21 protein-coding genes are annotated in these 23,870 nt (G+C 62.3%); 7 read left to right on the forward strand and 14 right to left on the reverse strand.

The window, feature by feature from the left end; translation table 11 throughout:
- Positions 1-51 precede the first annotated feature (51 nt).
- The 4 genes from PMI16_RS08515 (at position 52) to PMI16_RS08530 (ending at position 4,072) form a co-directional block, all read left to right on the forward strand.
- Complete coding sequence (locus PMI16_RS08515; RefSeq protein WP_007878498.1) at positions 52-402, forward strand: RidA family protein; 351 nt, start codon at positions 52-54, stop codon at positions 400-402.
- Positions 403-433: 31 nt separating this feature from the next.
- The gene (locus PMI16_RS08520; RefSeq protein ID WP_007878499.1) at positions 434-1,105 is read left to right on the forward strand and encodes a YitT family protein; all 672 of its coding nucleotides are present in this window, start codon (positions 434-436) and stop codon (positions 1,103-1,105) included.
- Positions 1,106-1,158: 53 nt separating this feature from the next.
- Positions 1,159-2,316: an NAD(P)/FAD-dependent oxidoreductase gene (locus PMI16_RS08525; protein ID WP_007878500.1), complete on the forward strand. Its 1,158-nt coding sequence runs from the start codon at positions 1,159-1,161 to the stop codon at positions 2,314-2,316.
- Positions 2,317-2,527: 211 nt separating this feature from the next.
- A complete protein-coding gene (locus tag PMI16_RS08530; RefSeq protein ID WP_034379632.1) occupies positions 2,528-4,072 on the forward strand; it encodes a methyl-accepting chemotaxis protein in 1,545 nt (514 codons plus the stop codon).
- 57 nt (positions 4,073-4,129) lie between these two features.
- Here the strand turns inward: PMI16_RS08530 and PMI16_RS08535 are convergent, their stop codons facing one another.
- The 14 genes from PMI16_RS08535 to paaY form a co-directional block, all read right to left on the reverse strand.
- Positions 4,130-4,924 (reverse strand): enoyl-CoA hydratase-related protein, encoded by a 795-nt coding sequence (locus PMI16_RS08535; RefSeq protein WP_007878502.1) that lies wholly within the window; start codon positions 4,922-4,924, stop codon positions 4,130-4,132.
- 13 nt (positions 4,925-4,937) lie between these two features.
- Positions 4,938-6,140, reverse strand: a complete 1,203-nt coding sequence (pcaF, locus tag PMI16_RS08540) for a 3-oxoadipyl-CoA thiolase (protein WP_007878503.1) — start codon at positions 6,138-6,140, stop codon at positions 4,938-4,940.
- Positions 6,141-6,210: 70 nt separating this feature from the next.
- Positions 6,211-7,554: a phenylacetate--CoA ligase PaaK gene (gene paaK, locus PMI16_RS08545; RefSeq protein WP_007878504.1), complete on the reverse strand. Its 1,344-nt coding sequence runs from the start codon at positions 7,552-7,554 to the stop codon at positions 6,211-6,213.
- 24 nt (positions 7,555-7,578) lie between these two features.
- Positions 7,579-10,050: a penicillin acylase family protein gene (locus PMI16_RS08550; protein ID WP_007878507.1), complete on the reverse strand. Its 2,472-nt coding sequence runs from the start codon at positions 10,048-10,050 to the stop codon at positions 7,579-7,581.
- A gap of 77 nt (positions 10,051-10,127) precedes the next feature.
- The gene (gene paaI, locus PMI16_RS08555; RefSeq protein WP_007878508.1) at positions 10,128-10,640 is read right to left on the reverse strand and encodes a hydroxyphenylacetyl-CoA thioesterase PaaI; all 513 of its coding nucleotides are present in this window, start codon (positions 10,638-10,640) and stop codon (positions 10,128-10,130) included.
- A complete protein-coding gene (gene paaH, locus PMI16_RS08560) occupies positions 10,633-12,183 on the reverse strand; it encodes a 3-hydroxyacyl-CoA dehydrogenase PaaH (RefSeq protein WP_007878511.1) in 1,551 nt (516 codons plus the stop codon). The genes paaI and paaH overlap by 8 nt, the downstream gene beginning before the upstream one ends.
- Before the next feature lie 2 nt (positions 12,184-12,185).
- Positions 12,186-12,977 (reverse strand): 2-(1,2-epoxy-1,2-dihydrophenyl)acetyl-CoA isomerase PaaG, encoded by a 792-nt coding sequence (gene paaG / locus PMI16_RS08565; protein ID WP_007878512.1) that lies wholly within the window; start codon positions 12,975-12,977, stop codon positions 12,186-12,188.
- Between the two features lie 17 nt (positions 12,978-12,994).
- Positions 12,995-14,659 carry a phenylacetic acid degradation protein PaaN gene (paaN, locus tag PMI16_RS08570; protein WP_007878520.1) on the reverse strand — a complete coding sequence of 555 codons (1,665 nt, stop codon included), beginning with the start codon at positions 14,657-14,659 and terminating at the stop codon, positions 12,995-12,997.
- Positions 14,660-14,696: 37 nt separating this feature from the next.
- A complete protein-coding gene (gene paaE, locus PMI16_RS08575) occupies positions 14,697-15,770 on the reverse strand; it encodes a 1,2-phenylacetyl-CoA epoxidase subunit PaaE (protein ID WP_007878521.1) in 1,074 nt (357 codons plus the stop codon).
- A gap of 55 nt (positions 15,771-15,825) precedes the next feature.
- On the reverse strand, positions 15,826-16,377 hold the full coding sequence (gene paaD / locus PMI16_RS08580) for a 1,2-phenylacetyl-CoA epoxidase subunit PaaD (protein WP_007878522.1): 552 nt from the start codon (positions 16,375-16,377) through the stop codon (positions 15,826-15,828).
- Entirely contained in the window at positions 16,374-17,126 is a 753-nt protein-coding gene (gene paaC, locus PMI16_RS08585) for a 1,2-phenylacetyl-CoA epoxidase subunit PaaC (protein WP_007878523.1), read from the reverse strand. The genes paaD and paaC overlap by 4 nt, the downstream gene beginning before the upstream one ends.
- A 22-nt stretch (positions 17,127-17,148) precedes the next feature.
- Positions 17,149-17,433, reverse strand: coding sequence for a 1,2-phenylacetyl-CoA epoxidase subunit PaaB (gene paaB, locus PMI16_RS08590; RefSeq protein ID WP_007878524.1), 285 nt, complete (start codon positions 17,431-17,433; stop codon positions 17,149-17,151).
- Positions 17,434-17,523: 90 nt separating this feature from the next.
- Positions 17,524-18,513: a 1,2-phenylacetyl-CoA epoxidase subunit PaaA gene (gene paaA, locus PMI16_RS08595; protein ID WP_007878525.1), complete on the reverse strand. Its 990-nt coding sequence runs from the start codon at positions 18,511-18,513 to the stop codon at positions 17,524-17,526.
- Between the two features lie 89 nt (positions 18,514-18,602).
- Positions 18,603-19,205, reverse strand: coding sequence for a phenylacetic acid degradation protein PaaY (paaY, locus tag PMI16_RS08600; protein WP_007878526.1), 603 nt, complete (start codon positions 19,203-19,205; stop codon positions 18,603-18,605).
- A gap of 418 nt (positions 19,206-19,623) precedes the next feature.
- Between paaY and PMI16_RS08605 the strand changes: the two genes are divergently transcribed.
- From PMI16_RS08605 to paaZ, 3 genes are all read left to right on the forward strand, one after another.
- Positions 19,624-20,292: a TetR/AcrR family transcriptional regulator gene (locus PMI16_RS08605; RefSeq protein WP_007878527.1), complete on the forward strand. Its 669-nt coding sequence runs from the start codon at positions 19,624-19,626 to the stop codon at positions 20,290-20,292.
- A 113-nt stretch (positions 20,293-20,405) separates the two neighbouring features.
- On the forward strand, positions 20,406-21,569 hold the full coding sequence (locus tag PMI16_RS08610) for an ABC transporter substrate-binding protein (RefSeq protein WP_007878528.1): 1,164 nt from the start codon (positions 20,406-20,408) through the stop codon (positions 21,567-21,569).
- Positions 21,570-21,656: 87 nt separating this feature from the next.
- A complete protein-coding gene (gene paaZ / locus PMI16_RS08615; RefSeq protein ID WP_007878529.1) occupies positions 21,657-23,711 on the forward strand; it encodes a phenylacetic acid degradation bifunctional protein PaaZ in 2,055 nt (684 codons plus the stop codon).
- Positions 23,712-23,870: the final 159 nt, after the last annotated feature.

The raw sequence follows: 23,870 nt of genomic DNA on the forward strand, positions 1-23,870 counted from the left end.
CGGCGCATTTGCAACACGCAGTCTTGCATTTTTCAAACAGAGAAAATCATCATGAGCACCATCGCACGCATCAATACCAACACGCGCATGAGCCAGGTCGTCATGGCCAACGGCTTCGCCTTTGTCTCCGGCCAGGTGCCGGATCACGCCGGCAGCGACATTGCACAGCAAACGCTGGAAGTGCTGGCGAAAGTGGATGCCTTGCTGCGTGCGCAAGACATCAGGCGTGAACAGATCGTCAGCGCCAACGTCTGGCTCAGCAGCCCGGCGCATTTCGGCGCATTCAATACGATCTTGGATCAATGGATTCCCTCCGGCCATGCACCGGCGCGCGCATGCGTCCAGGCGCTGCTGATGCTGCCGGGGCTCGATGTCGAAGTCGCGGTGATCGCCGCACTCTGAAGTTTGCGGCACACGGGGACTATTTTTCAACATGAGCGACATGGCCGCCAGGCATGCCGTCAACGCAGCCAAGGATGCGGCCAAGGATGCGGCGATTCCGCATTCCTTCTTCGAAGATCTGGTGGCGGTGCTGGCAGGCACTCTGCTGATCTCATTCGGCCTGGCGCTGTACAGGCAAGTCGGCATTCTGACCGGCGGCACGGCGGGCATGTCATTTCTGCTGCACTACGCTACCGGTCATTCCTTCGGCGCGATTTTCTTCGTGCTGAACCTGCCGTTCTATGCCTTGTCCTTGCGCCGCATGGGATGGAACTTTACCTTGCGCACCTTCGCCGGCGTAGCGCTGATTGCGATATTTTCAGAATTGCATACGCGCCTGCTGCTCACGGGCACCGGTCACGCCCTCGCGACGCTCAATCCCTTCTATGTCGCCGTCATTGGCGGCCTGATCATGGGCGTCGGCTTCATTGCGCTGTTCCGCCATCGCACCAGCCTTGGCGGCGTCAATATCGTCGCCCTGTATTTGCAGGATCGCTATGGCATGCGTGCCGGCTGGGTATTGATGGGCGTCGACCTTTGCATCGTATTGTGCGCCTTGTTGCTGGTGTCGTCTGAAAGGGTGGCGGCATCGGTAGTGGGCGCGGTCACGATCAATCTGTTGATCGCCATGAATCACCGACCCGGGCGTTACACCGGAAATTGACACGGCAAGCGATTCGGCGACTGAGCCGGCTTTTATCCAGAAGGAATCTACCTATGCAAGATCATCCGTCCTCTTCCTCCGGCGCTGCGGCGCAAGCGGATTTCCTGATCATCGGCGCGGGCATTGCCGGCGCATCCATCGCCTACTGGTTGGCGCCGCATGCCAGCGTCATCGTGCTGGAACGCGAAACCCAGCCCGGTTATCACAGCACCGGCCGTTCCGCGGCGCTCTATATGGAAAGCTACGGCCCGCCGCAAGTGCGCGCCTTGACTTGCGCCAGTCGCGCGTTCTTCGACCATCCGCCGCCAGGTTTTACGGAACATCCGTTGCTGACGCCACGCGGCGCGCTCTTCATCGCCCGGCCCGATCAGCTGGACCAACTCGACGCCCATGAAGCGATCGTGCGTTCGGTATCGGACAAGGTGCAACGATTGAACGCCGACCAGGCATGCGCCCGCGTACCGGTGCTCCGGCGTGAAGACATCGGCGGCGCAATCTACGAGGAAGACGCGGCCGACATCGACGTGAACGGCTTGCACCAAGGCTTCTTGCGTGGCGCGCGCGCCGCCGGCGCGCGGGTCGTTTGCGATGCCGGCGTGCTTGCCCTGGCTTACGCAGATGATCAATGGCAGGTATCGACCTCGCAAGGAACATTCCGCGCGCCGGTGGTGATCAATGCTGCCGGAGCATGGGCTGACGTGGTTGGAAAAATGGCCGGTGCGAAACCAATCGGGCTGGTGCCAAAACGCCGTTCGGCATTCACCTTTGCCGTCGATGTTGCGCATGACAGTGCTGCCTGGCCGATGTTCATGAACGTCGACGAATCCTTTTACGTCAAGCCGGACGCGGGACTGTTGTTGGGATCGCCGGCCAATGCCGACCCGGTCGAACCGCACGACGTTCAGGCGGAAGAGCTGGATATCGCCATCGCCATCGATCAGATCCAGAACGCAACGACGCTCGCCATTCGCCGGCCGTCGCACGTCTGGGCCGGCTTGCGTTCTTTTGTCGACGACGGCAGTTTTGTCGGTGGCTTCGATGACGCGCTGAAAGGTTTTTTCTGGGCCGCGGGGCAAGGCGGTTATGGCATCCAGACCGCGCCGGCGGCAGGGGAAACCTATGCCGCGCTGGCACGCGGTCTTCCGGTGCCGGCGCCTATCGCAAGCTTCGGCGTCAAGGCAGAGGCGTTGAGCCGCGACCGCATCCGCTAAGGGAAACGGCCGGCCTGGCAATGGTTTGCCATATCGGCAAGCATTTATTCTCAATATTGATATGGCTGGCACGTGCAGAGACTTCTAGAATCCGGAGTGACTTTGACGCGGCGAGGGTGATCGTCATCAAGGTATTTTTCCGGGGCAGGATTAAAGCATGTCCTGTTTCTCATGGCGTTATATAAAGCTGGTCTTGATTACGGAACACTTCATGTTCAGAAATATAAAAATAGGTCCGCGACTAGGGGGTGGTTTTTCTGTCGTGCTGGTATTTTCGATGCTGGTCGCGGGTATCGGTATTTTGCGTTTGAAAACGGTGACGGAAGAGACCCGTTCCATGATGGACCAGCCATTGCGTTCGGAACGGCTCGTCTCGGAATGGAATACCCTGCTGCTCAATGCGATTCAACGCACGACCTCCGTCGTAAAAAGCAAGGATCCCGAGCTGGACGCTTTCTTGTCGAAGGAGGCGGCGCAGTCCAGCAAGGCTTCTGCCGATACCCTGGCGCAAGTTGAGAAACTGCTTTCCACTGACGATGAACGTCGCTTGTTCAAGGACATCAACGACTATCGCAAGAAGTTTTTAACAGTCAGGGACAGTATTTACAAACTGAAGAAGGACGGCAATGCCGACGAGATCGCGCGCATTTTTGACGCCGAATATCTTCCCGTTGCCAAGGCGACCCAGGATGCCATGCGCAAGCTCCTGGACTTCGAGCGCGACAGAATCGATTCCATCGCCCAGCATGTCGAAAATACGGCAGAAAACAGCCGGCAGCTGATTCTTGTGTTTGAAGCAGTCATTCTGTTGGCGGGCATCTCCTTTTCAATCATGCTGACCAGGAGCATCACGCGTCCGATTGACCTGGCTTTGAAAATTTCCAAGCAGGTTTCTTCCGGAGATTTGACCTCAACGGCGACAATCGTCAGCAAGGACGAAGTGGGCGAACTCGTCATGTCGCTACAGAAAATGAGCGAACAATTGCACGTCATCGTCTCGAATGTGCGCAACGGCGCCGACAGCATTGCCATTGCATCCGGGGAAATCGCATCGGGAAACCTGGATCTTTCGTCGCGAACCGAGGAACAGGCCGGCGCGTTGGAAGAAACTGCCGCCTCCGTCGAGCAATTGACTTCGAGCGTCGGCAAGAATGCGGAGAATTCCGGCAAGGCGCACCAACTTGTCACGTCTGCCGCCGAAGTGGTCGGCGAAGGCGGCGACGTCATGTCCCAACTGATACAAACGATGAATACGATCAATGAATCGTCCCGGAAGATCGTTGACATCATCAGCGTCATCGACGGCATCGCTTTTCAGACCAATATTCTTGCGCTGAATGCCGCGGTCGAGGCTGCTCGCGCGGGGGAGCAGGGACGAGGTTTTGCCGTGGTTGCCTCTGAAGTTCGCGGACTGGCCCAGCGTTCCGCAACTGCGGCGAAAGAAATCAAGATCCTCATCAATGAATCGGTGGAAAAGGTCGCCTCGGGCAGCAAACTGGTGGAGCAGGCCGGCGCGACCATGGACAAGGTCGTCGGCAGCGTCCAAAGCGCAAACACGCTGGTCAGGGAGATCAATTCAGCCAGCCAGGAACAGGCCGACGGCATCAAACAGGTCAATCAGGCGATCTCCCAGATGGACGGCGTAACGCAGCAAAACGCGGCGCTGGTTGAAGAGGCTGCCGCCGCGGCCCATTCATTGGAGGATCAGGCAAAGAAATTGAAGCAGTTGGTGAGCGTGTTTAAATTGACGTCTTAAAACCATCGATGCACAGGATGCGACCAAGCACGCAGGAAGCGATGTTTATCCACTTCATCAACGCCCCACAAACTGCGCCGTCCGCTTCTCCCTGAACGCCAGAATCCCTTCGCGCCTATCCTCGCTCGCCGCCAGCAACGAGAAGGATTTTCGCTCCAGATTCAATCCCGCCTCCAGGCCAAGCTCATAAGACTTGAGCATGGCCTCCTTCGCCAGTCGCAAAGCCAGCGGGGACTTGGTGGCGATGGTGTTGGCCAGCGCCACCGTGCGTTCCAGCGTTTGCTCGTCGTCGGCGACTTCGGCAATCAATCCCGCCGCCAGCGCATCGTCGGCCGACAGGAATTCGCCGCTGAGCACCATCTTCATCGCCAATGGTTTGCCGACGGTGCGGATCAGGCGCTGCGTGCCGCCCGCGCCGGGGATGGTGCCGAGGTTGATTTCCGGCTGACCGATCTTGGCGCTGCGACCGGCGATCGCGATGTCGGCGTGCATCAGCATTTCGCAACCCGCGCCCAGCGCGTAGCCGTTGACGGCGGCGAGCAAGGGCTTGGAGAAATTCGCGATGGTTTTCCAGTATTGCGGACGGATGTCGAGCAGGGCGCCGATGGCGTCGGTTTGCGCCATTTCATTGATGTCGGCGCCGGCGGCAAACACCTTCGCGCCGCCGGTGACGACGACGGCGCGGATGCCGTCGTCGGCTTCCGCCTGCGTCAGCTCGGCGGCGATTTCGCGCAGGCTGTTGTTGCGCAGCGCATTGCGCACGTCAGGACGGTTGAGCGTGATCAGCAGCACGTGCGCGCCGACGCGTTCGGTCAGGATGTCCTGATGGCTTGATGTGGCTTGCTCGGTCATGGTGAGTCGCCGCTTATACGCGTTCGATGATGACGGCGATGCCCTGGCCGACGCCGATGCACATGGTGCACAAGGCATAGCGGCCGCCGGTGCGTTCAAGCTGGTTGAGCGCCGTCGTGATCAGGCGCGCGCCGGATGCGCCCAGCGGATGGCCGATGGCAATGGCGCCGCCGTTGGGATTGACGTGGGATGCATCGTCGGCCAGGCCGAGGTCGCGCGTCACGGCCAGGCCCTGCGCAGCAAAAGCCTCATTGAGTTCGATCACGTCCATCTGTTCCAGCTCCAGGCCGGTTTGCGCCAGCACTTTGCGCGACGCCGGCGACGGGCCGAACCCCATGATGCGCGGCGCCAGGCCGGCGGTCGCCATGCCCAGTACCTTGGCGCGCGGTTTCAGCTGGAAGCGGTCGACCGCGGCGGCCGACGCCAGCAGCACGGCGCAGGCGCCGTCGTTGACGCCGGAGGCGTTGCCGGCGGTGACGCTGCCGTCGGGGCGGACCACACCCTTGAGACGGCCCAATGCTTCCACGGTGGTGTCAGGACGCGGATGTTCGTCGTCCCTGACGATCCTGGGATCGCCTTTCTTTTGCGGGATCGTGACGGGCACGATTTCGCCGTTGAAGAAACCGGCGGCGTGGGCGGCGGCCCAGCGCTGCTGGCTGCGTACGGCGAAGGCATCCTGATCGGCGCGGTTGATCTTGAATTCGTCGGCGACGTTCTCGGCCGTCTCCGGCATCGAGTCGATGCCGTACTTGGCTTTCATGAGCGGATTGACGAAACGCCAACCGATGGTGGTGTCTTCGATCTTCGCGCTGCGCGAGAAGGCCGACTCCGCTTTCGGCATCACAAACGGCGCGCGGGTCATGCTTTCCACGCCGCCGGCGATGACCAGATGGCATTCTCCCGCCTTGATGCTGCGCGCCGCCATGCCGACCGCGTCCATGCTCGAGCCGCACAGCCGGTTGACCGTGGTGCCGGGGACCTCCACCGGCAGGCCGGCCAGCAAACCGGCCATGCGCGCGACGTTGCGGTTGTCTTCGCCGGCCTGATTGGCGCAGCCGTAGATGATGTCGTCGATCGCGCTCCAGTCGATGCCGGGATTGCGTTCAATCAGGGCTCGGATCGGCAATGCCGCCAGATCGTCGGCGCGCACGCCGGCAAGAGCACCGCCGAAACGGCCGAAAGGGGTGCGGATGGCGTCGCAGATAAAAGCTTCCATGGTGTTCCTTGTCTGTCTTTTGTTTGTTTCTTGTCCGTTGCCGGACAGATGAATGCGTCGGTTCGTATCTTCAGATGGCGCCGGTGGGCGCTTCATGCACCAGCTTCGGACGCTGGTCGATCACGCGCTTGGCCTTGCCTACGGCCGAGCGTTCGATCTTGCCGCTTGGCACGACTTGTATCGCCGTCGTTACGCCGACATAGGTCTTGATGTGATGCTGCAGTTCGCAGGCGAGGGCGTCGACCTCGCTGGCCGACAGCGACACGTCGGGACGCAGTTCCACGGTGACGCCGAGCGTGTCCAGATGGCCGTTGCGGCCGACCACCAGTTGATACTGCGGCGCCAGCCTGGGCATCTTCAGGATCAGTTCTTCGATCTGGGTCGGGAAGACGTTGACGCCGCGGATGATCAGCATGTCGTCGGACCGGCCGGTGATCTTGCCGATGCGGCGCATCGAGCGCGAGGTCGCCGGCAGCAGGCGCGTCAGGTCGCGCGTGCGATAACGGATGATCGGCAACGCTTCCTTGGTCAGCGAGGTGAACACCAGCTCGCCGTCGGAGCCGTCCGGCAGCACTTCGCCGGTTTCCGGATCGATGATCTCGGGATAGAAATGATCTTCCCAGATCACCGGGCCGTCCTTGCTTTCGATGCATTCGCTGGCCACGCCGGGGCCCATGACTTCCGACAGGCCGTAGATGTCGACGGCGTCGATGCCGGCGCGCGCCTGGATTTCGGCGCGCATGGCGTCGGTCCACGGCTCGGCGCCGAAGATGCCGACCTTGAGCGAGCTGTCGACCGCATCGAGTCCCTGGCGCTGGAATTCTTCGATGATGTTGAGCATGTAGGACGGCGTCACCATGATGATGCTCGGCTTGAAATCCTGGATCAGCTGGACTTGCTTCTCGGTCTGGCCGCCCGACATCGGGATCACCGTGCAGCCGAGTTTCTCGGCGCCGTAGTGCGCGCCGAGACCGCCGGTGAACAGGCCGTAGCCGTAGGAAATATGCACGATGTCGCCTTTGCGGCCACCTGCCGCGCGGATCGAGCGCGCCACCACGGTGGCCCAGGTATCGATGTCGTTCCGGGTGTAACCGACCACGGTCGGCTTGCCGGTGGTGCCGCTGGAGGCGTGGATGCGCACGACCTGCTCGCGCGGCACCGCGAACATGTTGAACGGATAGTTGTCGCGCAGGTCCTTCTTGCCGGTGAATGGAAACCTGGCCAGGTCGGCCAGCGTCTTCAGATCGTCCGGATGCACGCCGGCGGCGTCGAACGAGGCGCGGTAGTGCGGGACATTGTCATAGGCGTGCCTGAGCGACCATTTCAGGCGTTGCAGTTGCAGCGCCTGCAATTCGTCCTTGCTGGCGGTTTCGATGGCTTCCAGGTCGCCTGGTTGTGGTGTGCGTTGTGGCATGGTGGTCTCCGTAAGGAATTTACTCTATGGGTAATCGTTTGTTAATTGTTTCGTCGATTCGGTATGGCGATCAACCTCAGCGGGCGTCACCGCCTCGGTCTTGCAGCCGAAATCCTTGAACAGCGTCATCTGGTCGGCATAGTGCGCCGATTGGCGGCCATCGGGCGCGATGAAGCCGCTCTGGCCGGGCGGCGCAGCCGTGCATAGCGCGACGCCATGCGCACCGAGCACCATCTTGTCGTTTTGCGAACCGCGGTTCATGAAGCTCGGCAGCGTCAACAGTTCGTCAGCACCCGCCTGCGGTGCGCCGATGAAGTTGTTGGTGAGAAACTTGTGCTTCACCACCGGCGTGCGCCATGTCGCGGTATCGCGGCCGTAGCGCGTCTCAAGTTCGACCATGGCCTGCGTGAGCGTGGCGCGCAGCACCGCGTTCTTGTCTTCGCCGTTGAAGAAGTCGTAGGTCTGCGCAACGCCGGCTCCGGAGCCCAGCAGTGCGTTGTAGACCAGCTTCATGCCGTTGCCGGGCCGGATGCTGGCTATCTGCGTGTCGCCGGCATAGCCGTTGTCCGCATAGGCCGCGAACACCTCTGGCGGCAGGTCGTCGGCCAGCACCGTTTTGTAGAGGATGGGCAGCCAGTGCATCATCAGCGTGGTGGCGGGACTGTCGTAGACACCGCGTTCGGTCGGGTCATCGTTGAGCATGTTCCAGTTGGCCAGCAGCTGCGCCGCACGGCGCGCAGGATCGGTGGCGGGAAGGTCGCGCGTGGCCTCGAGGACGAAAGGCAGCATGTAGCGGGCATTGGTGTCCGCGTAGGCGGTGGTGCGATTGAGCGCCCACAGTTCGTCAGGCGTCAGCCTGGGCTTGGCTTCGAGGCGCGCGGTGAACTCGCGCACGCGGTCCACCACCGAATAGTTGCCGCCGTCGCTCACTGCGCCTGGCGCCGACTGGTTGTTCCAGTTGGCGATGTATCCCTGCGCCGGATTGAAGGTCTTCGGGTTGTCGCTGAAGGGGCGGATGCCAAGCCATTCCATCGAACCGTCGCCCACCGCGGGCAGCCGGATGTCCTGCGCGGCCGGGCGGATCGGCAGGCGGCCGGGAGACACGTAGCCGATGTTGCCATCGGTGTCCGCGTAGTACCAGTTGATGGTGATGGCCACGCGCGAGGCCTGCGCCAGCCATTGATCCCAATTCGTCGCCTGCATCGAATGGATCCAGCCAAGCAAGGACGCCAGTTCGTAGCCGTCCCAGCTGCGCTTCATCGCATAGGCAGTGCCATTCGGCAAGTCGAAATTGGTGACGATGCCATGTACGGTGGCGTAGACGTCCACGCTCTGGTCGGCTTGGCCCTTGACACGGATCACCTCGGTGCGCCTGGTCATCGGGCGCATCGTTCCGTTGAACAGATACTCGTGCGGGTTGGCCGGGTTGAGCTTCTCCTGGTACATGTCGTTCACGTCCAGCGGGCCGGCGGTGGCGCCCCAGGCGATCTTGCCGTTGGTGCCGAAGAGGACCACAGGGTACGCGAACGGCGTGTTGCCGGTGACGTCGAAACCGGCGCCGTGCAGGCCGATGCCGAACACATAGGACGGATTGAACCAGTTGAATTGCGGGCCGTTGATGAAGACCGTGCTGCCGTCGGTGGTCTTGTTCGGTCCGGCGATCCAGAGGTTGCTGGCGACCGGACGGGTCCAGGGTTCGGCGACGCCGCGGCGGGCCGCGTCAATGTCGTTGCGAGCGGTCAACAATCCGGGCGAGACGGGCGCAAGGCGGACGGCATTGCCATCGATAGGCGATGACGCCGTCTTGAGGGGGGCAGCCGTGCGCGGCACGGTGGTTGGCGCGAGAGGGTCTTCCACCCAGCGGATCTGGTCGAACAGCCGGCGGCCGGCGACATCGCCCCGTGCCTTGCGCAGTTGATCCAGCAATCGCAGGTTGGCGACTTCACTGCTCACATTGGAATAGCGGTTCGCCATGGTGCCGATCCAGATCATGGCCACGTCGTAACCGGTCCAGTCGGCCTTGGGCTTGAAGCCAGCATCGTTGAACTGCTTGGGCAACAGTGTTGCCTGCGCCTTCAGCACCTCGTTGATGCGGGCGTTGAAGCCGGCGGCATAGCCGTCGAAGATGGCCTTGTCGTCGGCCGACAGCGCCGCCATCTGCGCGCGGATGGCGGCAGGCGTGAAACCGGAACGGCTTCCCTTGTCGAGTGCGACATAGGCCGGCCCCATCACTTCGGAGACGGTGCCGAGTACGGCGCGGCGGGCCATTTCCATCTGGAACAGGCGGTCCTCGGCGACCGCATAGCCGAATCCGTGGAACAGGCCGCGCACGTCGTTGGCGTAGACGTGAGGGATTCCGTAGCCGTCGCGTTTGATGGTGATCTTGCCGGCAGGAACGGTGGCGTGGTCTGGCGCTTGCGCCGATGCGAGGGCCACGCATGTGACCAGCGCGAGGGCGGCACAAGTGCGAGGGATCAATCTGGAACGGTGTTGCATGAGGGTCTCCGTACGGGATCTGCTCCGTGAGCGATCGTTTTCAAGAAGCGTTTTTAATAAGCGCTTTGTTGCAATGTTCAGGGCGCAGGTACTGCCGCGGCTTTCGCCAGCGCAGTCGCGTCGAGCCCGGCGATGACTTCGCCCTTGATGCGATACGACTTGCCGCGAAACAGCGCGATGCGTTTGCCGTGCTGGTTGGTCACGGTGATGTCGTAGACGCCGGTGCGTCCCGCCAGCGATTGCTCGACCGCTTCCGCCGTGAGCACGTCGTTGACGGCGCCCGGGGCCAGGTACTCGATGCTGCAGCCGGACGCGACGGTCGTCTGGTTGCGGCTGTTGCACGAAAATGCAAACGCGCTGTCGGCCAGTGCGAAGATGAACCCGCCATGGCAGGACGCGTGGCCGTTGAGCATGTCCGAACGCACCAGCATCGAGAGGCGGGCATAGCCGGGGCGTACTTCGTGGATCTTCATGCCCAGCGATTGCGTCGCGTTGTCGCGCGCATACATGGCCTTCGCGGTGGCGTCGGCCAGCGTCTGCGCTTCTTCGGGGCTCAGCGGAGCGGGGATGTTGATGCTTGCTTCAGCCATGGAATCGTCCTCCTGCGGCAGTTTTTCTCATGATCAGCGGCGACACGCGATAGCGGTCTTCGCCGTAGGCGTTCGCCAGATGCGACAGCACGTCGGCGATTGTTTCCAGGCCGATGGCGTCGGCCCAGGCCAGCGGCCCGCGCGGATAGTTGACGCCTTTTTGCATCGCCATGTCGGCGTCGGCGGCGCTGCATACGCCCTGGTTGACGGTATCGGCGGCTTCGTTGGCCAGCATCGCGACGGTGCGCATGACCGCCATGCCCGGCACGTCGTCCAGGCGCGAGACGGCAAAACCGGCCGCTTGCAACAACGCGACGATCGCGTCGCCGGCGGCCTTGCTGCACTGATCGGCGCGACTCACCGCGATGCGGGTTGCCTTGTTGAAGTCCAGCGCGAGATCGATCAGCACGGTGTCCGGATGACGATTGTCGCTGGCGCGCTGCGTGGCGCTGCGGCCGTCGGTCAGATAGGCCCTGGCGCTGCCGCACTGGAGCACCAGATTGTCGGCGCCGGGAACAATGACGCGTTCGACACTGATGCCGCTCAGACGCGCTGCCAGCGCCTCGGTTAGCGGCCCGGTGCCGTACAACTGCACCACGGCGGAGAGCAGTGCCGCGGCAGCCTCGGTGGCCGGCGCCGGCATGGCGGCAGCGTCGCCGTAGAGATAGAAGCCGCGCCCGCTCTTGCGACCGAGGAATCCCGCGTTGACAAGTTCCTGTTGAATCAGCGAAGGCGTAAAGCGCGGGTCGGTGAAGTAGGCATTGAACACCGACTGCGTCACCGCAAAATTGACGTCGTGGCCGATCAAATCCATCAGCTCGAACGGTCCCATGCGGAAACCGCCGGCTTCGCGCAGGATGGCGTCGATGGTGGCCGGCTCGGCCGCCTGCTCGTTGAGGATGCGCAAGGCCTCGGCGTAATAGGGACGCGCCACGCGATTGACGATGAAGCCCGGCGTCGATTTGGTATGCACCGGGCTCTTGCCCCAGGCCAGCGCGGTGTCGTACACGCAGGCGGCCACGGTCGCGTCGCTGGCCAGTCCGCTGATGATCTCGACCAGCGCCATCAAGGGCACCGGGTTGAAGAAGTGCATGCCCACCAGACGTTGCGGCAGCCGGAGTGCGGCACCGATGCTGGTGATGGAAATCGACGACGTGTTGCTGGCGAAGATGCAGTCGTCCGCGACCACGGCTTCAAGGTCGGCGAACAGCTTGCGTTTGACGTCCAGGTTTTCGACGATGGCTTCGACCACCAGGCCGGCTTCGGCCAGGGCGGACAACTCTGCCGCCGGACGCAGACGGCTTGCAGCGGCGCGCGCCTCATCGGTCGTCATGCGACCTTTGCCGGCCAGCTTGTCGAACATGCCGCCGATGTCGGCGATGGCCTTGGCGACCGCTTCCGGCCGCGTGTCGAACAATTGCACGGTGTAGCCGGCGGCGGCGGCTACCTGTGCGATGCCGGCGCCCATCGCGCCGCTGCCGATCACGGCAACCGTGCGCGATGGTGGCAGTGCCAGCGCTTTTGGATAACTTGTACCGGGCATGCTCATTCTCCGGTGAACTGTGGCGCGCGCTTTTCAAGGAAAGCGGCGACGCCTTCCTTGTAGTCGCGGCTGTTGCCGAGCGCGCGCATGCTGTCGCGTTCCAGCGCCAGCTGTTCGGTCAGCGTATTGGCCGGGCTTTGATGGATCGCCGCCTTGGTGTGCGCCAGCCCCTTGGTCGGCGCCGTGGCGAAATGCCGGGCCATGGCGCGCGCTTCGGTTTGCAACTGGTCGTCGTCGACGCATTTCCAGATCAGGCCCCATTGCTCGGCTTGTTCGGCGCTCAGCTTGTTGCCCAGCATCGCCAGACCCATCGCCCGCGCGGTGCCGACCAGACGCGGCAGGAAGTAAGTGCCGCCGGTGTCCGGCAGCAGGCCGAGCTTGCAAAACACTTCGACGAAGCTGGCCGAACGCGCCGCCAATACGATATCGCAGGCCAGCGGAATATTGGCGCCGGCGCCCGCCGCCACGCCATTGACCGCGCAGATCACGGGGAAGGGCAGTGCGCGCAGCGACTGCACCAGCGGGCCGTAGTATTTTTCGATCGACTCGCCCAGGTCGACGGCGCTGTCGCCAGGCTTTACCGCGCGGTCCGACAGATCCTGGCCGGCGCAGAAGCCGCGCCCGGCGCCGCTCAGCAGCAGCACGCGCACGCTCGGATCGGCGGCGATCTTGTCGAGCGCATCGCGCATTTCCAGGTGCATGGCGACGGTGAAACTGTTGAGCTTGTCGGGCCGGTTCAGCGTGATGACGGCGATGCCGTCGGTGTTGTCGAACAGGATGGATTCGTATTGCATGGCTGATTCCTTGATGTTTAAACGGGCTCGCGGGTCTGCACCACGCGGAAACGTCCGGCCACGAAAGCCGAATCGGCCAGCGCGGCATTGGCAGCCGGATTCGCGCCGGTGCCGTGGTAGTCGCTGAACGCCGCAGACTGATTGACGAACACGCCGCCGGTCAGATTGAGCGACAGCGCCACGCCCGCGTCGGCGGCAGCCTCGCCGAGCGCTTGCTTGACGGCGGCGCTGGTGGTGTAAGCCGACAGCGACAGCGCACCGTGCTCGCGCACGGTCTTCTCGGCCAGTGCGATGCCGGCGGCGGTGCTGTCGGTGGCAATGGCGAACGAGATCGGTCCGAAGAATTCTTCTGTCACGGCCTTGCCGTCGGCGGCCTTCACCAGCAATGGCGTGCGGATACGCGCCTCGGGAAATTGCGGATGCTGCAGCGAGGTGCTGTCCAGCACCACGTCGCCGATCTTGCGCGCCGCCTCGATGCGATCGAGCACGGCGGTGTTCTGGATCGCGCCGAGCAGTTCCACCGCCTTGGCCGGATCGCCGGTCAATTTGTTGATGGCTTCGCCGATCGCAGCCACCACGGCGTCGAAGCTCACGTGGCCTTCGGCGGTGGCTATGCCGTCTTTCGGGATGTAGATATTCTGCGGCGTGGTGCACATCTGGCCGGAGTACAAGACAAGAGAGAAAGCGATATTGCGCGCCATGCCCTTGAAGTCGGCGGTCGAGTCGATGATGATCTGGTTGACGCCGGACTTTTCGGTGAAGACCTGAGCCTGCACCGCATTGCGCTCCAGCCAGTTGCCGTTGGCGGCGCTGCCGGTGAAGTCGATCAGCTTGATCTCGGGACGCAGCGCCAGTTCGGTGGCGACCTTGTCGCCGGCCTCATGCGCCACCAGGGTGACGACGTCGGGGTGGTAGCCGGCTTCGGCGATAACCGCGCGGGCGATTTCGACGGTGATCGCCAGCGGCAGGATGGCGCCGGGATGCGGTTTGACGATGACGGCATTGCCGGTCGCCAGGTCGGCGAACAGGCCGGGATAGCTGTTCCAGGTTGGGAAGGTGCAGCAGCCGATTACCAGGCCGATGCCGCGCGGCACGATGCGGAAGCTCTTCTGCATCTTCAGCGGATCGTGCTTGCCTTGCGGTTTTTCCCAGTGTGCGCCGGCCGGGATGCGGCTTGTTTCCTGCCAGGCGTAGGCGATCGCTTCGACTGCGCGGTCTTGCGCATGCGGGCCGCCGGCCTGGAAGGCCATCATGTAGGCTTGGCCGGTGGTATGCATGACGGCGTGGGCGATTTCAAAACTGCGGGCGTTCAGGCGGGCGACGATTTCCAGCGCGACGCCGGTCCAGACTTCCGGTCCGGCTTTGCGCCATGTGGCGCCGGCTGCGGCCACGCCTTGCAGCAACTGGTCGACGTCGGTTTTCGGATAAGTGATGCCGAGCGCGGGACCGTAAGGCGAGACTTCGTTGCCGATGCCAGCGCCGCCGACGGTGCCGGCCTGATCGATCTCGAATGGACGGTTGAGGTGCGCATCGTAAGCGGTCTTGCCGTCGTCGGCAGCGGTTTCGCCATAGACGCGCGGGCTTGGGCTTTCGCTGTACGGGCTCCAGTAACCGCGCTCGGCGATGGCTTGCAGCGCCGTGTCCAGCGTGGCGCGGTGGCGCTCAAAAAAAGTGGTCGTCATGTTGTCTCCTGAATGATGGGTGTTGGCCGACCTGGGATTAATTGTCCTGATCGAAGTCGATCAACAGCTTGTCGGTGACCGGGAAGCTCTGGCAGCTCAGCACGAAGCCGCGCGCGATTTCATAGTCTTCCAGGCAGTAGTTGGCGTCCATGTCGACCTTGCCTTCGACGATCTTGCAGCGGCAGGTGGCGCAGACGCCGCCCTTGCACGAGTAGCGCATGTCGATGCCGTGCTTGAGGCCGGCATCCAGCAGCGATTCTTTTTCCTTCTCCATGGTGAAGACGGTGTGGTAACCGTCGACGATCACGGTGACTTCGCATTCCTGCCTGCCGACCACCGGACGGGCGGCCACGGCCTTGTGTTTCGGGATGCTGGCGGCGAACAGTTCGACCTTGATGTCGGCCTTGTCCATGCCGTTGGCTTGCAGCGATTCACTGACGGCGTGGAGCATGTCTTCCGGACCGCAGATGAAGGCGGCGTCGATGTCGTCGAGAGCTATCCACGACTTGAAGAACTGGTCGCACTTTTCGCGTGTAATACGACCGTTGAACAATTCGACGTCCTGCTGTTCGCGGCTCATGACGTAGACGATGTTGAGGCGTTGAAGATAAGTGTCCTTCAGGTCGGTCAGTTCTTCCTTGAAGATCACCGACGACGAGGCGCGGTTGCCGTAGACCAGCGTGAAGCGGCTGTCCGGTTCGGCCAGCAGCGTGGTCTTGATGATCGACAGCATCGGCGTGATGCCGCTGCCGGCGGCAAAGGCCAGGTAGTGCTTCTGGTTGGCGGCGTCCAGCGGCAGGTTGAAGTGGCCCATCGGCGGCATCACTTGCAGGCTCTGGCCGGGCTTGAGCGTGTCGTTGGCCCAGGTGGAGAAGACGCCGCCCTGGGTGCGCTTGATCGCCACGCGCAACTGCTCGTCCTGCACGGCGGAGCAGATTGAGTAGGAGCGGCGCAAGTCTTCGCCGTTGACTTCGGAACGCAGCGTCAGATGCTGGCCTTGCTTGTACTGAAAGGTCGCTTTGAGTTCTGCCGGCACGTCGAACGAGACGACGATGGTGTCGCGGGTTTCGTTCTTCACGCTGCCGACGGTCAGAGGATAAAATTTGCTCATGATGAGTGTCTGCCTGATGTCCTGGATACTGGATACGGAGTTGCCTATTGATGGCTCAATGGGCCTTGAAATAATCGAACGGCTCCAGGCAATCCTTGCACTGGTACAAGGACTTGCAGGAGGTTGAGCCGAACTGGCTGACGCAGACGGTATGCATCGACCCGCAATGCGGGCAGGCCACCTTGGGCGCCTGCAGCCGTTTGCGGCTGATGCCGCTGATGTCGATGACCTGCTGCGCCGGCGGTGCGATGCCGTAGTCCTTCAACTGGCTCCTGCCGTGTTCGCTCATCCAGTCGGTGCTCCAGGCCGGCGACAGCCTGGTCTGGATGGCGACGTCGGAGACGCCGTGCTGTTGCAGCACGGCGATGATCTCCTTGGAAATCACGTTCATGGCGGGGCAGCCGGAGTAGGTCGGCGTGATCACGACGGTGCATTGCACTTCCTGATCGGCAGCGTCGATGTCCGCAGGCGTGCCGATGTGCACGTCGCGCACGATGCCCAGGTCCACCACCGAAATCACCGGGATTTCAGGATCGGGGACCTGATGCAGCCAGCCCCAGATCTGCTCTCTGAGCTGAAGCCGTCGATCGGAAGCGCTCGCGTTCACCAGCTCGCTCCGGGATAGGCGCGTTGCAGGAACTGCATTTCCGCCAACAGATAGCCGAGGTGCTCGGTGTGCTTGCCTTGCTTGCCGCCGCTTTGCATCCAGGCGTCGGCCGGCGGCGTTTGCAAGGTCGCTTCGCCAAGGATTTCCTGCACGTGCTGCAGCCATTGGGTGCGGATCATCTCCGTGGCCGGCGCTGCGCCTTCTTGCACCATCGCCTGATCGGCGGCGTCGCTGCTGAACAGTTCGCCGGTATACATCCACAGCTGATCGACGGCTTGCTGCACCATGCGCCGGCTCAGCTCGGTGCCGTCGCCCAGGCGTACGATCAGGTCGCCGCTGCGGCGCACGTGGTAGGTCACTTCCTTGATCGACTTGAGCGCGATTTCGACGATGCGTGGATCGCTCGATTTCGCCAGCTCGTTGAGCAGGAAATAGTGCCATGCATCGAAGAAGAACTGGCGCACCAGCGTGTCGGCGTAGTTGCCGTTGGGCTGCTCCACCAGCAGCAGGTTGCTGAACTGATGCGCGTCGCGCAGGAAGGCCAGTTGGTCTTCGCTGCGGCCGGCGCCTTCCAGCTCGGCGGCGTAAGCCAGCCACAGGCGCGCCTGGCCGATCAAATCCAGTGCGACGTTGGTCAAGGCCATATCCTCTTCCAGCGCCGGTCCCTTGCCGCACCATTCGGACAGACGCTGGCTGAGGATCAGCGCGTTGTCGCCGAGGCGGCGTACATAAGTTGCTTTATCTGACATGCCGGTATCCTGAGCGCAAGGTTTAAAGGTTCTTTACTTCTTCCGGCATCGGGAAGAAGGTCGGGTGGCGATACACCTTGTTGTTGGCCGGCTCGAACAACGCACCCTTGTCGCCGGGGCTGCTGGAGACGATGTCGGCGGCGCGCACGACCCAGATGCCGACGCCTTCGTTGCGGCGCGTATAGACGTCGCGCGCATTGTTGATCGCCATTTCACCGTCGGGCGCGTGCAGGCTGCCGACATGCTTGTGCGCCAGACCGTGCTGGCTGCGGATGAAAACTTCCCATAATGGCCATTCTTTACTCATCATCTTTTCCTTTTTTCCTTCTCACCGGACCGGTCCTGCGTGATGCAAATCCATGCAGGCCGGTCGTGGCTTTGTCGTATCGGTTAGTCTTTATGCGGCGGCCTGAGCCGTCTGCTTTTTGTCGGCGTGGGCGACCAGCGCATCGCGGAACCATGCGCCGTCGTCGTAAGCCTGCTTGCGCGTCTGCAGGCGCTCGCGGTTGCAAGGGCCGTTGCCGCGCAGGACGTTGTGGAATTCTTCCCAGTCGATTTCGCCGAAATCGTAGTGACCGGTTTCCTCATTCCATTTGAGGTCGGGGTCGGGTACGGCCAGGCCGAGATACTCGGCCTGCGGCACGGTCTGGTCGACCATGCGCTGACGCAGTTCATCGTTGGAAAACAGCTTGATGCGCCATTGCGCCGACTGTGCGCTGTTGACCGAAGCGGCGTCCGACGGGCCGAACATCATCAGCGCCGGCCACCACCAGCGATTGAGCGCATCCTGCGCCATCTGTTTCTGTTCCGGCGTGCCTTTGCACAGCGACATCATGATGTCGTAGCCCTGGCGCGCGTGGAAGGATTCTTCCTTGCACACGCGCACCATGGCGCGCGCATAGGGACCGTAAGAACAGCGGCACAACGGGATCTGGTTGATGATCGCGGAGCCGTCCACCAGCCAGCCGATGGCGCCCATGTCGGCCCACGACAGCGTCGGATAGTTGAAGATGCTCGAATACTTCGCTTTGCCCGAGTGCAGGTCCGCCAGCAACTGGTCGCGCGTCACGCCCAGGGTTTCGGCGGCGCTGTACAGATACAGGCCGTGGCCGGCTTCGTCCTGGATCTTGGCCAGCAGGACCGCTTTGCGTTCCAGCGTCGGCGCGCGCGTGACCCAGTTTGCTTCGGGCAGCTGGCCGACGATTTCGGAATGCGCGTGTTGCGACACCTGGCGGATCAGCGTCTTGCGATAGGCTTCCGGCATCCAGTCTTTGGGTTCGATCTTGACGCCTTCGTCGATGCGCGCCTGGAAGGCGCGTTCTTCAGGACTCATTTCGTCGAGCGAGCGCACGTTCTTGAGTCCGGTTTCTACCAGTTGTGCATACATGATGTTCATCTCCACTGAGGTGATAGGGCCGCGTGCGGTGATCAATGATTCGCCGCGGCGCGACTGTTTGTTTCTAATACTGTGACGCTTCAGTTTCTTTTTGCCGTAATCAGCGGCTCCACGGCGGGCGTTTTCAGGGACGGGCGGTCGGCCTCGATCTCTTGCAGCGGCCGGACTTCCTTCATGCTGGCCAGGCAGCGTTTGGTCAGGTCCTGATAGGTATGCGTGCCTTCGCGCTTCCAGGCGATTTCCTGTTCGCTGAGTTCGCGCAGGACTTTTGCCGGTACGCCGGCGGCCAGCGAGCGCGGCGGCACTTTCATGCCGGCGCGGATGAAGGCGCTGGCGGCGACGATGGCTTCTTCGCCGACTTCGGCGTCGTCCATGACGACGGCATTCATGCCAACCAATGCATCGCGGCGCACCACGCAGCTATGCAGCACGGCGCCGTGGCCGATGTGGCCGTTTTCTTCCACCACCGTATCGTGCGCAGGAAAACCGTGGACGACACAGGTGTCCTGCACATTGGCGCCGCGGTGCAATACGATGCGGCCGAAGTCGCCGCGCAGACACGCCGCCGGTCCGATATAGCAGTCCGGGCCGACGATCACGTCGCCGATCAGCACGGCGGTCGGATGGACATAGGCGCTCGGGTCCACGACCGGAATCACGCCCTCTATCGAATAACACGGCATTGCTGTCTCCTTGTTTGCCTGCTGCCCCGGATCATGGCGCGGGGCAGTTTTTTTACGTCTTGAGCCGTTTGTTTTGCCTGGCCGGGCATTTCAAAAAACATTTGCCTGGCATCGAATTTTGGTTAATAATAAATTCAACCGACCGGTCGGTCAATAATGTTTTTAAGTTTTTTCGTTATTCGTGGCGTCTTTTCTGCGTGGGGTGGTGCGCGCAAAAGCCGCGACCATGGCGGGATAGAGCCGTATTGAAGCAGGGGTGGGGAATAGTTTTTCGTTCTTTCAGCATGACGCGACATGCCGGAATGCCAGCACGAACTTGCATGGCGACAAGTGACTGCCAGCCGGCAATGCCGCGAAACAAGCCATGATTTGCGGCACAATCATGGCTTCTTGGAAATTGTTGAAAGGATAAAGAACTATGCCACGCAAACGTGCAGCAGGATTTGACAATCAGCGCGAGCTCATCATCGAGCAAGCCGCGACCTTGTTTGCGCGTAACGGTTTTCCCGGTACGTCGATGAATGAGGTAGCGGAGGCCTGCGGTTTGTCGAAGGCGTCCTTGTACCACTACGTGTCGGACAAGTACCAGTTGTTGATGTACATCTGCGAAGGGCACATCGAGCGCCTGTGCGCCCTGGTCGACGAAGTCGCCCGGCTCGACCTGGCGCCGGAGCCGCGGTTGCGGCTGATGGTGCAGCGCTTCGTTGAAGAATATGCCGATGCCCAGAACGAGCATCGGGTGCTGACGGAAGACGTGCGTTTTCTCGAAGCCAAGGACCAGAAACGCATCCTCGGCGGCGAACGCAAAGTGGTGGAAGCCATGGCGCAGGCGATGATCGGCGTGCGCCCCGAGCTGGAGGCCGGCAAGATGGCCAAGCCGTTGACGATGCTGTTGTTCGGCATGATCAACTGGATGTTCATGTGGCTCAAGCCGGACGGCGAGCTGACGCACGAAAGAATGGCCGTGGTGGTGTCGGACCTGTTGTTCGGCGGCATCGGCGCAGTGAACCTGGACGTTGCGAACCATAAAAAAGAGGCCGAGAAAAAGCCCAAGGCAAAACAGATGGAAACGAAGCAGCAGAGGTGACGCGGACTCCAGGTTGAGCACGGTCACTTCTGACAAACAACAAGAACGGACGGCCACAAGCCGATTCGCTCAAACAGGAAGTGATCAGAAAATCAACCAAGGAGACCGCAAGAATGAAATCCGTCCGCAAGATCGCCGTATTGACGAAGCTGAGTGCGCTGGTGCTACTGAGCTGTGCAGGTTTGGCCCATGCCGACATCAACGTCGGCGTCACCCTGTCGACCACCGGCCCCGCTGCATCGCTGGGCATTCCGGAAAAGAACACGATTGCCTTGCTGCCGACCACCATCGGCGGCCAGAAGGTCAACTACATCGTGCTGGACGACGCGTCCGACACCACCCAAGCGGTCAAGAACACGCGCCGCTTCATCTCGGAAAACAACGTCGACATCGTCATCGGTTCGACTGTTTCCCCCAACTCGCTGTCGATGATTGAAGTCGTGGCCGAAGCGCAGACGCCGATGATTTCGCTGGCGGCCTCCTCGCGCATCGTCGAGCCGATGGATGCCAAGAAGAAGTGGGTCTTCAAGACGCCGCAAAACGACATCATGATGTCGCTGGCGATCGTGCAGGACATGGTGGCGCGGGGCGTCAAGCGCGTCGGTTTCATCGGCTTTTCGAATGCCTACGGCGACGGCTGGTTTGGCGAGTTCAGCAAGGCCGCCGCGCTGAAGAAGATCGACATCGTCAGCAACGAACGCTTTGCGCCGACCGATACCTCCGCCACCGCGCAGGCGCTCAAGATCATGTCGACCAAGCCTGACGCCGTATTGATCGCCAGCTCCGGCACGCCGTCGGTGGTGCCGCAACGCGCCCTGAAAGAACGCGGCTATCAAGGCCAGATCTATCAGACCCACGGCGTTGCCAACGCCGACTTCCTGCGCGTGGGCGGCAAGGTAGTGGAAGGCACGTTGCTGCCGTCCGGTCCGGTGCTGGTGGCGGCGCAATTGCCGGCCGATCATCCGGTGCGCAAGGTGGCGCTGGAATACGTGACCAAGTACGAAGCCGCCAACGGCAAGGACAGCGTCTCGCTGTTCGGCGGTTATGCCTGGGATGCCGGCCTGCTGCTGCAAGCCGCCGTGCCGACCGCGCTCAAGAAGGGCAAGCCGGGCACGCCTGAATTTCGCGCCGCCTTGCGCGACGCCCTCGAAGCCATCAAGAACGTCAACGGCGTTCACGGCGTCTACAACATGTCGGCCACCGATCACCTGGGCCTGGATCAGCGCGCCCGCGTGATGGTGAAGATCGTCAATGGCGCCTGGAAATACCAGCCTTAATTAATCCGATGCATTTCTGAGCGGGCGGGGCAGTCGATCTGATTGTCCTCGCATCTCCGCATTTTTGAGCAAACAACGAAAACAGCAATGACAGCACAATCCACACTTTTGCAAAGCTACATCGGCGGCCGCTGGATCGGCGCCACCGCCGCGCAGCCGCTCAACAGCGCCGTCAACGGCCGCCTCATCGCGTCCACGCACGCCGAGAGCATCGATTTCGACGAAGCCGTGACCTATGCGCGCAAACAGGGATTGCCTGCCTTGCTGGCGCTCGACTTCCAGCAGCGCGCGGGCATCCTGCGCGCGCTGGCAAAGTACCTCAACGAACACAAGGAACAGCTCTACGCCGTCTCCGCCCACACCGGCGCCACGCGCGCCGACAGCTGGATCGACATCGAAGGCGGTTCCGGCACCTTGTTCGCTTACGCCAGCGTGGGCGGCAACGAATTCCCGTCCGGCAACCTGGTGCATGAAGGTCCGGCCATCCCGCTGGGCAAGCAGGGCAAGTTCGCCGGCACGCACATCCTGGTGCCGCGCGGCGGCGTCGCGGTGCACATCAATGCCTTCAATTTCCCGGTATGGGGCATGCTGGAAAAATTCGCGCCGACTTTCCTCGCCGGCATGCCGTGCCTGATCAAGCCGGCCACCGCAACCAGCTATCTGACCGAAGCAGCGGTGCGCCTGATCAACGCCTCCGGCTTGCTGCCGGCCGGTAGCCTGCAACTGATCATCGGCGGCACCGGCGATCTGCTGGACCGCCTGCAAGGCCAGGACGTGGTCACCTTCACCGGCTCGGCCGACACCGCCGCTAAGCTGCGCGTGCATCCGAACCTGATTCGCAATTCCGTTCCTTTCAACGCCGAAGCCGATTCGCTCAATTGCGCCATCCTCGGTCCGGACGTCACGCCGGACGACGAAGAATTCGAGCTGTTCGTCAAAGAAGTGGCGCGCGAGATGACCACCAAGGCCGGGCAGAAATGCACCGCCATTCGTCGCGCCATCGTGCCGCGCCAACACATCGACGCCGTTGCCGAACGCCTGCGCGCGCGCCTGGCCAGGACCGTGGTCGGCGATCCGTCGCTGGAACAGGTGCGCATGGGGCCGCTGGCTTCCAGGGCGCAACAGCACGACGTGGCGGAGCGTCTGGCCTTGCTCAGGGCCGGCAATGAGCAGATATTCGGCGCCGGCGACGGCTTCAATCCGGTCGGCGAGGCGGTCGGCGAGGGCGCATTCTTTGCGCCGACGCTGCTGCTGTGCCGCGACGGTATTGCCAATCCGGCGGTGCACGACGTCGAGGCCTTCGGTCCGGTCAGCACGCTGATCGCCTATGACGATTTCGACGGCGCACTCGATCTGGCGGCACGCGGACGCGGCAGCCTGGTCGGCAGCCTCGTGACGCACGATCCCAAGGTCGCCGCCAAGGCCATTCCGATTGCCGCTGCATGGCACGGTCGCCTGCTGATCCTCGATCGCGAAGCGGCGGCGGAATCCACCGGCCACGGCTCGCCCTTGCCGCAGCTCAAGCACGGCGGCCCCGGCCGCGCCGGCGGCGGGGAAGAACTGGGCGGCGCACGCGCCGTCAAGCACTATCTGCAACGCGCAGCGGTGCAAGGTTCGCCGACCATGCTGGCGGCCGTCACCGGCGAGCATGTACGCGGCGCTGCCGTGCGCGAATCGGACATCCATCCGTTCCGCCATCATTTCGAAGACCTGCAGATCGGCGACTCGCTGCTGACGCATCGCCGTACCGTGAGCGAAGCCGACATCGTCAACTTCGGCGGCCTGTCGGGCGACTACTTTTACATGCATTTCGACGAGATCGCCGCCAAGGAATCGCCGTTCGGCAAGCGCATCGCGCACGGCTACTTCGTGCTGTCGGCAGCGGCCGGGCTGTTCGTTTCGCCGGCGCCTGGACCGGTGCTGGCCAACTACGGGCTGGACACGCTGCGCTTCGTCAAGCCGGTCGGCATCGGCGATACGATTCGCGCCCGCCTGACCTGCAAGCGCAAGATCGACCGCAACAAGAAAGACGCCAACGGCGTCGGCCAGGGCGTGGTTGCATGGGACGTCGAAGTGACCAACCAGGATGGCGAGCTGGTGGCGTCGTACGACATCCTGACGCTGGTCGCCAAGAAGAGTTAATCACGGTAATACCCGGCAACACCCAATAACAAAAAGCCTGCGGCAGCGCTTCTGGATTTCGGAGTGCGCACGCAGGACGGAAGGCGGCGGTCGCGATTGATTGACTTCGTCTTCGACAACATTATTTCAATCTGCACGGCGCGCGCCTGCCGCCGTGCA

This window comes from Herbaspirillum sp. CF444 (genome assembly GCF_000282135.1).
In the GTDB taxonomy this organism is placed as follows: Bacteria; Pseudomonadota; Gammaproteobacteria; order Burkholderiales; family Burkholderiaceae_D; genus Herbaspirillum.